Annotated in this window: 14 protein-coding genes; 4 read left to right on the top strand and 10 right to left on the bottom strand. The window is 41.9% G+C overall.

Going from position 1 to position 13139, the window contains the following annotated elements; genetic code table 11:
* Positions 1-42 precede the first annotated feature (42 nt).
* Complete coding sequence (locus tag ACMVDV_RS02905) at positions 43-645, top strand: Maf family protein (RefSeq protein WP_416157128.1); 603 nt, start codon at positions 43-45, stop codon at positions 643-645.
* On the opposite strand, the gene ACMVDV_RS02900 is transcribed toward ACMVDV_RS02905, so the two are convergent.
* Both ACMVDV_RS02900 and rluC read right to left on the bottom strand, forming a co-directional pair.
* The gene (locus ACMVDV_RS02900) at positions 620-1285 is read right to left on the bottom strand and encodes an HAD-IA family hydrolase (protein ID WP_416157127.1); all 666 of its coding nucleotides are present in this window, start codon (positions 1283-1285) and stop codon (positions 620-622) included. The genes ACMVDV_RS02905 and ACMVDV_RS02900 overlap by 26 nt on opposite strands.
* Positions 1282-2241 (bottom strand): 23S rRNA pseudouridine(955/2504/2580) synthase RluC, encoded by a 960-nt coding sequence (gene rluC, locus ACMVDV_RS02895; protein WP_304184561.1) that lies wholly within the window; start codon positions 2239-2241, stop codon positions 1282-1284. Before rluC ends, ACMVDV_RS02900 begins: the two co-directional genes overlap by 4 nt.
* Positions 2242-2864: 623 nt before the next feature.
* Here rluC and rne point away from each other — a divergent pair.
* On the top strand, positions 2865-6245 hold the full coding sequence (gene rne, locus ACMVDV_RS02890; protein WP_416157126.1) for a ribonuclease E: 3381 nt from the start codon (positions 2865-2867) through the stop codon (positions 6243-6245).
* 124 nt (positions 6246-6369) lie between these two features.
* Here the strand turns inward: rne and ACMVDV_RS02885 are convergent, their stop codons facing one another.
* From ACMVDV_RS02885 to yejK, 8 genes are all read right to left on the bottom strand, one after another.
* Positions 6370-6732, bottom strand: a complete 363-nt coding sequence (locus ACMVDV_RS02885) for a GFA family protein (RefSeq protein ID WP_416157125.1) — start codon at positions 6730-6732, stop codon at positions 6370-6372.
* 31 nt (positions 6733-6763) lie between these two features.
* Entirely contained in the window at positions 6764-7102 is a 339-nt protein-coding gene (locus tag ACMVDV_RS02880) for a DUF3703 domain-containing protein (RefSeq protein WP_416157124.1), read from the bottom strand.
* 232 nt (positions 7103-7334) lie between these two features.
* On the bottom strand, positions 7335-7793 hold the full coding sequence (locus ACMVDV_RS02875) for a GFA family protein (RefSeq protein WP_416157123.1): 459 nt from the start codon (positions 7791-7793) through the stop codon (positions 7335-7337).
* On the bottom strand, positions 7774-8505 hold the full coding sequence (locus ACMVDV_RS02870; protein WP_416157122.1) for an alpha/beta fold hydrolase: 732 nt from the start codon (positions 8503-8505) through the stop codon (positions 7774-7776). The genes ACMVDV_RS02875 and ACMVDV_RS02870 overlap by 20 nt, the downstream gene beginning before the upstream one ends.
* Before the next feature lie 65 nt (positions 8506-8570).
* On the bottom strand, positions 8571-8828 hold the full coding sequence (locus ACMVDV_RS02865) for a hypothetical protein (protein ID WP_416157121.1): 258 nt from the start codon (positions 8826-8828) through the stop codon (positions 8571-8573).
* 57 nt (positions 8829-8885) lie between these two features.
* A complete protein-coding gene (locus ACMVDV_RS02860; RefSeq protein WP_416157120.1) occupies positions 8886-9086 on the bottom strand; it encodes a hypothetical protein in 201 nt (66 codons plus the stop codon).
* A gap of 160 nt (positions 9087-9246) precedes the next feature.
* A complete protein-coding gene (locus tag ACMVDV_RS02855) occupies positions 9247-10017 on the bottom strand; it encodes an alpha/beta fold hydrolase (protein WP_416159044.1) in 771 nt (256 codons plus the stop codon).
* A 329-nt stretch (positions 10018-10346) separates the two neighbouring features.
* Positions 10347-11360: a nucleoid-associated protein YejK gene (yejK, locus tag ACMVDV_RS02850; RefSeq protein ID WP_304184575.1), complete on the bottom strand. Its 1014-nt coding sequence runs from the start codon at positions 11358-11360 to the stop codon at positions 10347-10349.
* Between the two features lie 62 nt (positions 11361-11422).
* Here yejK and ACMVDV_RS02845 point away from each other — a divergent pair, with 62 nt between their 5' ends.
* Together ACMVDV_RS02845 and ACMVDV_RS02840 are read left to right on the top strand one after the other, a co-directional pair.
* Entirely contained in the window at positions 11423-11635 is a 213-nt protein-coding gene (locus tag ACMVDV_RS02845) for a DUF1414 domain-containing protein (RefSeq protein WP_016707302.1), read from the top strand.
* Between the two features lie 5 nt (positions 11636-11640).
* A complete protein-coding gene (locus ACMVDV_RS02840; RefSeq protein WP_416157119.1) occupies positions 11641-13137 on the top strand; it encodes a DUF3413 domain-containing protein in 1497 nt (498 codons plus the stop codon).
* The last annotated feature ends 2 nt before the right edge of the window (positions 13138-13139 follow it).

Genomic DNA, 13139 nt, shown 5'->3' with positions numbered 1-13139 from the left:
ATTTATCCTAACTCAATCTGATTTTCATTAGGAAAGCCATCCATGCAGCACCCACTTATTTTAGCCTCAAGTTCACCCTTTCGTCAGTCTTTATTGCAAAAATTTAATCTACCTTTTAGCACTTTTTCACCTGATGTTGACGAAACAGCCGATCCAGAAGAAACCCCACCAGCGCTTGTAGCGCGTCTCAGTGAGCTTAAAGCCCGTGCCGCTGTGCAACATTTTAGCCAAGGTTTAGTGATCGGCTCTGATCAAGTCGCGGTGTTCAACCAGCAAATTCTGGGGAAACCACACAATAAAGCAAATGCCATCAAACAACTGAGTTTGTTTAGCGGCAATACCGTGACATTTTTAACCGGTTTATGTGTTTATGACATTCAAAGCAATAAAACTAAAACCCTTGTTGAGCCATTTAATGTCACTTTTAGAGCACTCACTCAGGCGCAAATAACTGCCTACTGCGATGCAGAGCAACCGTACAACTGTGCAGGCAGTTTTAAAAGTGAAGGCCTCGGTATTTGTTTATTTGAAAAGCTCAGCGGCGATGATCCAAACAGCTTAATTGGTTTGCCGCTGATCAAACTCAGTCAGTTATTGGCTGAATTTGGTTTAGATGTACTTAATCAACAAGCGCAACTGCGTTAATTAAAAGTGCAGACAACTGTTGATACGAGTCAACCGTTGCAATGGGAGCAAATTCGCTAAGCTGTAACGCATTATGCACTCCCATGGTCACACCAAGGCGGTCAATATTGGCCGCTTTTGCCATCGCCATATCTATTTTTGTATCACCAATCATCAGCGCATCTTCATGGCTAATATCAAGCTCTTCAAGCAATTGCAATAACATATCAGGGGCTGGTTTTGACAACGCATCATCACTAGTACGGGTTGCAACAAAATACTTTCTAAGCTTGGTTTCGTCTAACAAACGCTCCAGCCCTGCTCGGCTTTTACCCGTTGCCACCGCTAATAGTGTGCCCTGTGATTGCAACGCTGCTAAAGTGCTTGCAACCGCTGCAAACAACGGCGTGGGTGTTACATCAAGGTATTTATACTGATGCTTATAACCCGCAATTAACTGTGCATGCAGCGCTTGCTGCTCAGCAAATAGCGTCGCGACGGCACACTGCAATGATAAACCAATAATGTTTTTTATTGCTTCATCACTTGGCGGCGTTACGCCGCATGCTAATGCAGATTGGTGCATACAGTTAACGATTTTAGGCACTGAATTCATCACAGTGCCATCCCAATCAAATATAACTAGCTTATATTGTTTCACGATTTTGCGGCACGTAAGGTTTTAATACAGTTAACTAAAGCTTTATCTAGCGGCGCTTCTACGCGCATGGTGGTTTCATTTTTTGGATGATAGAAACTCAAATCATGGGCGTGTAAAAACAAACGACTTAAACCAATGTTACGCATTGCAGCATCAAACGCTTGATTGCCGTATTTATCATCACAGGCAATGGCATGACCACGACACTGAGTATGAACACGAATTTGATGTGTACGACCAGTAACAGGCGATGCTTGTACGAGTGAACATTCAGCAAAACGTTCCAGCACTTTAAAGCGCGTATGAGACGGCTTACCTTCGCTGTTATTAACACGAACTATGCGCTCACCAGATTGCAAGGTGTTCTTCAACAACCCTTCGGTAACATTTTTATCTTTTGAATCCCATTGCCCATCAACCAATGCCCAGTAATTTTTTTCCATGGTTTTTTCACGCAATTGTTCATGCAAGCTGGTCAACACTGAACGGCGTTTCGAGATTAACAAGCAGCCTGATGTATCACGGTCTAAACGATGTACAAGCTCTAAACTGCGCTCATCTGGGCGCAGTACCCGTAATGCTTCAATTAAGCCATAACTGAGGCCACTGCCACCATGCACAGCCATGCCTGATGGTTTGTTAATGACGATAAGGTATTTATCTTCAAATAAAATAGCATCTTCAAGTTTAGTGACTACATCGAGATTTTTAGGCACAAACTCTTCACGTTCAGCTATTTGTATTGGTGGAATACGAACGATGTCATCGAGTTGTAATTTATACACAGGTTTGATGCGTTTTTTATTAACCCGCACCTCACCTTTACGAAGAATTCGGTATACAGCGCTTTTAGGCACCCCTTTTAAATGGGTAATAAGAAAGTTATCAATCCGTTGACCTAAATGGTCTTCGGTAATCGTGACGAAAGATACTTGTAAGCCGGTTTTTTCTGACATTGCCTAATCACTGATTTAAGTAAAATAATTTTAGTTGCTAACACAGTTATAATAATGGGATAATCACCGTCGCAAATATGTATTTGCAAATAACAACGGTGCTTTTTAACACATTAAAACATTCGTGATGCACATTCTGGGTAATTGATCATACAGATCCGAGATAAGTTTTCCAAAGCTTTTATACATACCCAGTTTACACGTGCGTTCAATTAACTCCGATGCGCGTAATATATCGCCAGTTAAGTTTGAGCATGAAGTGTTATTTAATGTTGATGAAAAAAGCAATTTGAACAGATAATTTGTCTGATCGTGACGGCGTACAATACGCCGTTCAGCAGATGTACTGTAAAACACCTAAGTTAATTTAATAAATGGTCGACTCTGGACAGAACTCGAATACGTCACTGTAAAAAACAGCCGATAGTTTTGGCACCATAATAGAATTTAATAACGTGACAACACGTTATTGTCAGCCAGCACCATAAAGATACTTAAAGTACGAATACAGTACCAAGCTCCCCACAGATCCAGTCGTGAGACTGTACAAAAAGAAGCGATGGAGCAACTGAACAGGCGAAAAGTTTCGTCATGTCAGCGACATAACACAGTAGAGTAACAATATGAAACGTATGCTAATCAATGCGACGCAGCAAGAAGAAATGCGCGTAGCACTGGTTGATGGCCAGCGCCTGTATGATTTAGATATCGAAAGCCCGGGTCACGAACAAAAAAAAGCCAATATTTATAAAGGCAAAATCACACGTATCGAACCGTCATTAGAAGCAGCCTTTGTTGATTATGGTGCTGATCGTCACGGATTCCTTCCTTTAAAAGAAATCGCCCGTACTTACTTCCCACAAGGTTATACTTTCCATGGTCGTCCGAATATTCGTGACGTGATCAAAGAAGGTCAAGAAGTGATTGTCCAAGTTGACAAAGAAGAACGTGGCCAAAAAGGCGCGGCGCTTACCACTTTTATCAGTGTTGCCGGTAGCTACCTTGTTTTAATGCCTAATAACCCACGTGCAGGCGGGATCTCTCGTCGTATCGAAGGTGATGAACGCACCGAACTTAAAGAAGCATTAAGCCGTTTAGAACTGCCTAAAGGCATGGGTTTAATCGTACGTACTGCCGGTGTTGGTAAATCGTTTGAAGAACTAAACTACGATTTAAAAGCGCTTTTAGTGCACTGGGATGCCATTCAACAAGCATCAGACAGCGGTAAAGCGCCCTTCTTAATTCACCAAGAAAGCAATGTTATTTTCCGTGCTATCCGCGATTATTTACGCCGTGACATCGGTGAAATTCTGATTGATAAAGCCCGTGTATTTGAAGAAGCTAAAGCGCACATTGAGCGTTTTCGCCCTGATTTCATGAGCCGTGTAAAACTTTATCAAGGTGAAGTACCACTGTTCACTCATTACCAAATCGAAAGCCAAATTGAGTCAGCATTCCAACGCGAAGTACGCTTACCTTCTGGTGGTTCAATTGTTATTGACCCAACTGAAGCACTTACTTCTATCGATATCAACTCATCTAAAGCCACAAAAGGCGGCGATATCGAAGAAACTGCGCTGAATACCAACTTAGAAGCTGCAGACGAAATTGCTCGCCAATTACGTTTACGCGACTTAGGTGGCCTAATTGTTATCGACTTTATCGATATGACGCCACCGCGCCACCAACGTGAAGTAGAAAATCGCTTAAAAGATGCTGTTCGTCCAGACCGTGCCCGTGTACAAATTGGTAAAATTTCGCGTTTTGGTTTACTTGAAATGTCGCGTCAGCGTCTACGCCCTTCACTTGGTGAAGCGAGCCAAGGCCCATGCCCTCGTTGTAGTGGTCAAGGTACTATTCGTTCAAACGAATCGATTGCATTGTCAATTCTACGTTTAATCGAAGAAGAAGCGATTAAAGACAATACCTCACAAGTTAATGCCCAAGTGCCTGTTGCAGTTGCTTCATACCTGTTAAATGAACAACGCCGAAGCGTACATCGCATCGAAAAACGTCACAACTGTGATGTGGTGATCATTCCTAATAAACATATGGATACACCACACTACGAAGTAATGCGTTTGCGTAAAGATGAAACAATTGAAGCAGCAAGCTACGAGCAAATTACAGTACCTGAGCAAGAAGTGTTTGAAACCTCAAAAACACCAACGGTCGCGGTACGTGAAGAGCCAGTGTTAAAAGGCGTGGTTATGCCATCAACACCAGCACCACAAGCTCAAGCAGTCCCGGCAGCGGCACCACAAAGCGTTGCAGCCCAGCCGCAAGTAAGCTTATTTACTGCAATTGGTAATTGGTTTAAAGCTTTATTTGCAACGCCTGCTGAGCAAACAGAAAGTAAAGAGCAACAGCAGCAAAAATCGGCTAGCGAATCTCGTAATAATCAACGTCGTAATAACGATGGTGATACTCGTCGTCGTAATAACCAACGTCGTCGTAATAATAATTCGCGCAATAAACCGCAAAGTGAGCGTACAGAACGCGTAGCTGAAGAAACGCCAGCAGTTGAAAACACGCAAAACAACGAGCAACAGGAAAGAAACGATAACCGTAACAAACGTCGTCGCAATCCTAACTCGCGTAAACGTAATGACACTCGTAGCGATGACGGCAAAGTAGTAGCAGAAAAAACAGCAGCAAAAGCTGACGTAAAAGAAGCTGCACCAAGCCAAGATGTCGTTGTTGAAGCAACTGAGCAAAAACCGAAGGTTCGTCGTCAGCGCCGTAACTTACGCAAAAAAGTTCGCTTGCAAGATAAAAATGCACAACCGGCTACAACCAACAATGACGCAGAGCAACAAGCTGCACCTGTTGTTGATGATAAGCCAGCTAAGCCAGTTGTAACTCAAACTGAAGAAGTTAAAACATCTGTTGAGACTACTTCTGTCGAAACAACGGCTGTTGCAGCGCCTGAGCAAAAAGCTGAACAAACGGCACCAAACGAGCAAGAAGCTGTAACACCAACTGATGAAGAGCAAGGCCAAACGCGTACGCGTTCACGCCGCTCACCACGTCATTTACGTGCTGCAGGACAACGCCGTCGTCGTCCTGAGGGTGAAGAAGCTACATCAACGCAAGGTACACAACCGCCAGCATTTATTCCAGTTGCAGATCAAGCCGCTGCTGAATATGAAGCTGAGTTAAAAGCCAAGCAAGATAAGCAAGCAGCAGAAGTAGTTGAAGAAAAACCTGTGGTTGAAGAACCTACTCCTGAAGTAGTTGAACAAGCACCTGTGGTTGAAGAGCCTGCTCCTGAAGTAGCTGAACAAGCGCCTGTGGTTGAAGAGCCTACTCCTGAAGTAGCTGAACAAGCGCCTGTGGTTGAAGAACCTACTCCTGAAGTAGCTGAACAAGCGCCTGTGGTTGAAGAGCCTACTCCTGAAGTAGCTGAACAAGCGCCGGTGGTTAAAGAACCTACTCCTGAAGTAGTTGAACAAGCACCTGTGATTGAAGAACCTGCTCCAGAAGTAGTTGAAGAAAAACCTGTGGTTGAAGAGCCTGCTCCAGAAGCAGCTGAACAAGCGCCGGTGGTTGAAAAACCTGCTCCAGAAGTAGTTGAACAAGCACCTGTGGTTGAAGAACCTGCTCCAGAAGTAGTTGAACAAGCACCTGTGGTTGAAGAACCTGCTCCTGAAGTAGTTGAACAAGCACCTGTGGTTGAAGAACCTACTCCTGAAGTAGTTGAAGAAAAACCTGTGGTTGAAGAACCTGCTCCAGAAGTAGTTGTTGAAGAAACGGCACCCGTGGCAGAGACTAAGCCTACTGCAAAACCTGTAGCGCACACTAAAACAGTGATCACTTCAGGTAAAGCAAGTGCACCAATGGCACAACCTACTGCGGTTGCAGATAGCGACGTTGCCCATACGCCAAAAGCGATGGCACACGACAAACGTGAAGCGATCCCAGATAGTGGCTTACGTGCCGGTTCTATCAAACCAGCGGGTCGCGCAAATGCTGCAATGACTAAAACCATGAGTGTTGACTAACACTTTTGGTTTAGCTTAAAAGCACAGTAAAAAGCCGCGTTAATGAAAATTAACGCGGCTTTTTGTTTCTCGAATTTTCTTTTATCGAATTAAGTATTTTAGCGGCCAAGCCTTTGCGACTATTTTACCTAAACTGATCACATATTTTTAAGTGATCAATTCGCCACCATTTAGGCAGCTTCGAAATATAAGAATGTGATTGCGGCGCAAAGCTTTGGCGATTTGGAGAGTCAAATGTCCCAAGCGCAAGTGCTACTGTCGGTTTATCGTCAATCGCACCAATTGTACTTCCGCATTTAGAGCAAAAGGCCCTACTCGAGTACTCAGATGAGCGCCACACAGTTGGCAAGCCTCCTGGGCCTGCCCACTCTATTTGATCGTTTGATAGCTCTACCCACACCTGCGTTAAAGAGCCTGAATGACGTTGGTATTGTTTGCACTGAAACCAGCTTTGTAGCAGTAACAAAGGTAGCGGATATTGCCACATAAACACCCACCTTCAAAAACGTTTGGCTGTTTCATTGCTGCAAAACCTTCTTTAAATCTTCAGGAATAGGCATTGGCTTTAACGGATCAACATTTGAGCCACCGGTATTGCCCATTGGCACCCATATTTTAGAAAATAATAGCGATGCTATTATTCTCATTACTTGCCCAAATACATCTCTAAATTTGTGCTGTTTCAAGCCAACTTTAAGCATCCACCAGTGAGATTGAGTATGAGGAGTTATATAACGCTGGCCAAGAATATGAGCTCGCTCTAGATGATAAAAAGCAGCATCAAACTCATTAAGTGTGTACAAACGAATCGCTGCGTCCATTTCGAAGCAATAAGCATCCTTTAGTGTTTGTCGCATTCCATTACCTTGCTAATTATGTGTATTGTAGATAAAAATATTTTTAGTGGCTAAATAATAATCCAGTTCCTATTTTACTTCAATTGCTGATAGTCTGTCCTAATTAGTAGAAATCATAACCAAATCTAACATATTCATATCCTCTTAAAAGGCCATACATGTAAGCATCGTAACGGTACTGGCTTTGTTATAGCTGATTATGCTCGCTGCTGCGCATTTACAAATATTCAGCCTATGCTGGTTTTAACATATATTCATTAAGCAATTCAGGAAACTTTTCTTGCGCTGGAAACTTACAAAAACTGTGCTCTGCCCCCGTACTCGCCCACTCAAGTTTTTCATCGGTGTAAGTTTCAATGAATGGTTTGTAGGTGCGAGAATCATCTAGCATTGTTGCGCGTACATTTACAAAATCATCCAAACCTTCTAGATGGGTAAATAGCCAACTCATGCAATGCCCACAAAAAAAGTGCTGTGTACTGCTATCATGCAGCCCGCCAATAATAGGCGTTCCAGATGTAATTGAAAAGGCAGCTCTTTGAAATAATGAGCTTAAGCTAAATGCGCTAGACGTCATTTTCTGACAGCCAGTGCAATGACAAGCCATAGTGATCATGGGCTGTGCGCTAACTTCAAACTTTGCCTGTCCACAACGACAATGCCCTTTCGTTTTATGGGATGTGCTGTTCATTATAATCTTCCTTTAAGTTCAATTTTATCAACGCTGATGCTGCGTTGAATGCATTACAAATAACCTTAGCGCATGCCACAGGGTTTGATTGCGCTATAAAATGTCCGCCTTCAATCTCAACTTGGCTGAAGCTGGAGCACATTGACGCTAAGTATTTCACCGCACTAGCACTGATCAGTAAATCTCTGCTAGGGCGAATATAAATCACTGGACAAGCTAATACTTGCTGCTGTTTTGAAAGACCAGCTATGTTGCATAACCTTAATTTAAGTTTACGTTTATTCGCTGTTTGCAGTGAAGCAAATACGGGATAAACCAACGTTTGGCCACCCATTAAACTAAAACCAAACAGATAAAGTAGCTTGTTACTTAAAAAACTTACTGACAGAAAACTAACGGGTAAAAGGCCAGCCAATTTAGATAGCAAACAAGGCGCAGAAATAAAGCTGGCCAAAAATACGATACCTTTAACACGACTGCCAAGTAGCTTATAAATCTCATATGCCACCCGTCCAGAATAAGACTCGGCGACAATATAGATATCAGTATCTTCAAAACGCTTCGCAAGTTCTGCACCTTGCTCAGCATAAGTGATGCCTTCAAGTGATTCATATGAAATCACTTCTGTTTCTAAGCATTCAGGAAAGTTTTCCGTCAATTTAGCAAAGAGTAAGCCTGTTCCATCAAGGCCAGGTAGCAGTATGGTTTTCATGCTCACATTTGCTATTTTGTTAGAAAGTGATTATCTGTGACCTTAACTAATTCGCTATACTTCATTTAATCACCTGTTCCAGTGAAATTTGTACTTGTGCTAGCTCCGCCACCGAAAGGCTTAGATGGGCTAATAGACGAATCTTGAGTACGATGAAATAGCCATAATCCTATTGCCGCAAAGAATGGAATTAACCAAACCAGCGCTATTTGCGTTCCCTTTTGAAATGGCTCTAAATCATTCCTTTTAGCTAAAAATACAGAAACAGCTAAATTTATTAAGAATACGATTGCTAAAATGATGTACCAATAAGTAAAATCCACTTAAACCTCCATTGTCTATTACTCGAGCTAAGGCCAAAATGCGTTAGATCTGATTTTTTATTTTGTCTTTTCTTGTAGTGCCGTACCAACTGCAAGGCCAATGCCAGCGCCAACAGCAATGCCAATAGCTAAACTGAAATGCAATATATTAAAGATCACACCAATAGCCACCCCGATAGCAGTGCCAACTCCACACCCTATCGCCATATAGGCACCTAAGGTCATATTCGCTGACTTGCTTTCGTTTTTGTCACTCATATCAGCCCTTAAATCACCACAGCTATTCCAGATTACCGACAAGTCAGAAGCATGACTCGTTTTGATTTATTTTCATTTGTAAACCAACCATAGCCTAGTTCCTATTTTGGTTCAATTATTTGGCAGCGGCAAGTCATGTAAATCAACTCGCTGCACTTACTTAGTCTTTAATTCTCCCTAACAGTTCGATTACTTCTTGCACCACCCTATCTGGTTCATCATTTTGAGGGTAATGATAGCTCTTATCTGTTAATACGGCTTTGCCTTGTGGAAAAGACTCAGCCCAAGCTAAATGTAATTCGCCCCACATCGTTCGGCCTACATCGGTAAAAAAGAGTAATGGTGGATTTTTATACTTTTTCACGGATGCAATAACGGTTACTGGAATATCTGGGATCTGTGGATAATCTGGCAACGGTCTTTTCGCCCAAAAATCAAGATACTGGTTAGATATACCATTAGCCATATCATCCAGTTTCACTTGTGCTATTTCTTGCTCAGCTTTGGCAAGATCAATCTGGCGCATAATATCAACATCATGCTCGGAAGCAGGCTCAATCAGCATAAGAGCTGAAACCCACTCAGGATATGTTGCAGCGAATCGTCTTGCGATATAAGCACCATATGAATGAGCAATATAGACGATTGGTTTTTCAACGTCTAACGCATCAAGTAGCATGCGAGCTTCGTTTGCATACTCTTCAGAGCTATAGTTTTTCCTCAATTGCGCAGAACCGCCGTTACCAATTCTTGAATAACGAATGATGCGGGCTTCCTTTGCAAGCTTTTCAAAAACCGGATCCCAATCAGACAACCCCGCAGAGCCACCCGCTTCTAAAAATACCGTGTGCTTGCCACTCCCCGCCATTTCGTACTCAACATCATAACCATTAACTTTGATAAAACTAGGCTTAGCAAACACACTTGCCATGACAAAAAAACAGCAAAGCAACAATCCAAATTTCACATTTTCTCCTTAAAGAGTAACCAGCCTGTAGATAAACTCGTTTTAGAATTAACTTTTATCAATGAACCATAGCCAAGTTACTATTTTTCTTTAATTATTTCTTATATTAAAAGCTAGAGTAATAATCTTATTCGCGGTGGTTTTATTAGACAACTTAATTAATTTAGTATCGACTGTCACTATACTTCGGCACACAGCAAAAACAAAAAAGCGCGGTGTAAACACCACGCTTTCAACCAACTCAAATCTGCTTAAAACTTACCGCTTATGGCTTAAAGCTGACGGCTAAAGCTCTAGTCTTCACTTTCCATAAACCGTTGCAGTTGGTCTTTAAGATTCGGCGGTATGCCTTTAATGACTAACGTATCGGTGGCTTCGTTGTACATTACCCGTTCGCCTAAGTGTTTGCGCTCAAAGCTGATGCTAACACCGCCGCCAAGGCCGGAAAATTTAACCATGCTGGTGACGGTTTTTTTATCGACCGGGAATGACTCTTCTAAATCATAGCTTTGCTCTTTGCAAAAGCTTTCAAACGGGTTGTCGTCGCCTTTGCTAAGCGTTGCAGATAACTCGCTGACGTTGGCATCTTCACCGGTGGTGACGCAATCATTACAGTAATCAAACACTTGTTTACGTAGATCGTCTTTTTCAGATTTATCAAATTGTTGCTCTGATAAGTAATCTTCAACAGCATTGAGCATTACTTGGCTTTGCTGTTTAGGATCGATGCCTTCTTCACAGCCTAAAAAGTCTAAGAAGAAATCGGCCACTTTACGCCCTGCTCGGCCTTTAATAAAAGAAATATAGCGATTGTCTTCAGCTTGGGTGTCCCACGCCGTTAAATCGATGCGTGCAGCCAGTTGCATACGGGAAATATCTAAGTGACGTGACGATGCTAAATCAAGCTCAGAGGTAATTGAGTAATGCTCTTTGATGTTGATCAATGCTATCAACATGTAGTCGGTGGCCACATATTGGTAGTGGCAAAAAATTAAATAACCGGTTTCGTTAAACGCGTATTTATTTAATTCTTCTTTTAAAACCGTGGTGGCTTGCTCTGTCATGTGCCAAAAGCCAAGCTCGTGATTACGGTAGCTTTGCATGGCTGATGCAACCACAGAGTTTTTATCACCACTAAAAGCACAATACCCTTTACCTGGTTTGCCGTTGTACGCGTGATGAAGTTGCTCGATGAATACAGCGACTTTATCATTCACTGCCATTTCGTCATTGCGCAAATGAATTTGCGTATCGTCGTCTTTTTTGTCTACATAATGAACGACTAACTTTTTAACATCTATTGCCATCTTTGTTTTTCACGCCTCTGGTGTTAAAATGTGAGAATATAACTCTTTTATTGAACCAACTGATGCCAATCTTATCAAAATATTCTAACGATGAAGTAGAACAAATCGTCGATCAGCTCATTGATGTGTTAACTAAGCACAATGCGCCGGTTGATTTAAGTCTTATGTGTTTAGGAAATTCTATCACGCATATCTTAAAAGAGCATGTACCAACAGGGAAAAGACAAGCGGTTGCAGACAATTTTGCCAAAGCACTTGCGCAATCGGTTAAATAGACTTTATGAATTTATCGCAGCACAATCAGTTTTCGTCTAAAGCGAGTCAATTATTAAGTTGGGGACATTGGTTTACATTCGCCAATATCGGCTTAGTGTTGCTTATAAGTTTAAGCTACTTATTTGCCGACTCTCCTCCAACCAGCTTTATAGGTATCCTTTATATGCTAGTGACTTGGCTTAGCCACACTAGTTTTATTACCTTTATTGCCTTTGTGCTGACGGTATTTCCGCTGAGTTTGATATTCCCTTACCCACGCCATATTCGCGGTATGGCGGCGATCCTCGCTACCTGTGGTGCATCATTACTCACGCTCGATGCCTATGTGTATTTTAACTTAGGTTATCACTTAAGTAGCTCTGCACTACCTGAAATTATCACTTTATTGTGGCATCGTTTAACCAGCTCGCCTGCCCTGACTACATTACTTGCAGGCGGAATTGTGATGCTTATTTTTGCGTTTCAATTATTAGCGAGTAACTATACTTGGCATCATTTGGCGCGTTTAAAACAGTATAAGTTTGCCCGTTACGCCAGTTCATTTTTATTAGTGTGTTTTGCACTGAGCCACAGTATTCATATTTGGGCTGATGCCAATTTAAAGTTTGATATAACCAAGCAAGACAATGTTTTACCTTTGTCTTACCCAACAACGGCCAAGAGCTTATTAGCAAAAAATGACTTATTAGATATTGAAAGCTATAAGCAAGCTCACAACGTGAAGCTTAATACACAAAATGTTAATTACCTTACGCCTGCGCCACTTGCTCGCTGTGATGATTTTAGCGCTGCAACAATTGATATTTTAGTATTTAGCACTGCTGCCGCATTGGATAGTTTTGCTGAACAACAAACAAATTTACATAAAACCGCACGGTTTTTACAACCGACTGATCATCAGGATGCCTTGTTTAGCTTAATTTACGGTTTACCCGCTTATTACAAGCCAGCGCTAATGACAGAGCAAACGTTACCTGTTTGGCAAAGTAATCGTCGTAGTATGACCGTCAGTGGCTTTGCTGATTACGACTATATTAATAGTGAAACAACCAGCAATGCAGCAATCCGTATTATACAAGCTGATGAAAATACCACGCTTCGTGAAGGTGTTACTCAGGTATTTGCATTTAGTTTAGCCAGTGCTGAGCAAGGGATTGTGAGTGCTTCATCGCTATATAGCACTGATAAAAAAGTAACCCGTATTGAAGGCTTGATCCAACCAAGTGATCTAATTGCTACCAGTATTGGGCAATATTTAGGCTGTAAGGCTATCGCTAAACAAAGCATGTTAGGTGTTAATTTATATGGCAAAAAAGACGACATTGGCGTTAACTATTCGCAGGGCGTATTTATTGCGTATAAGAAAGACCGCATCACGTTAATTGATTCTGACGGTAATTATAAGAATATTTCTGCGGCTCAGGGTTTTTCTATAGAGCAAGGTTTAGATATTCCGTTTTTAGCACAAAGCATTAAAAAGCTAAAAACCTTTACCGAATAACT

This window comes from Pseudoalteromonas sp. ASV78, from assembly GCF_047806705.1.
Lineage (GTDB): Bacteria > Pseudomonadota > Gammaproteobacteria > Enterobacterales > Alteromonadaceae > Pseudoalteromonas > Pseudoalteromonas prydzensis_A.
Note: the sequence above shows the minus strand (reverse complement) of the source record. Positions and strands in the feature narration are given on the sequence as shown.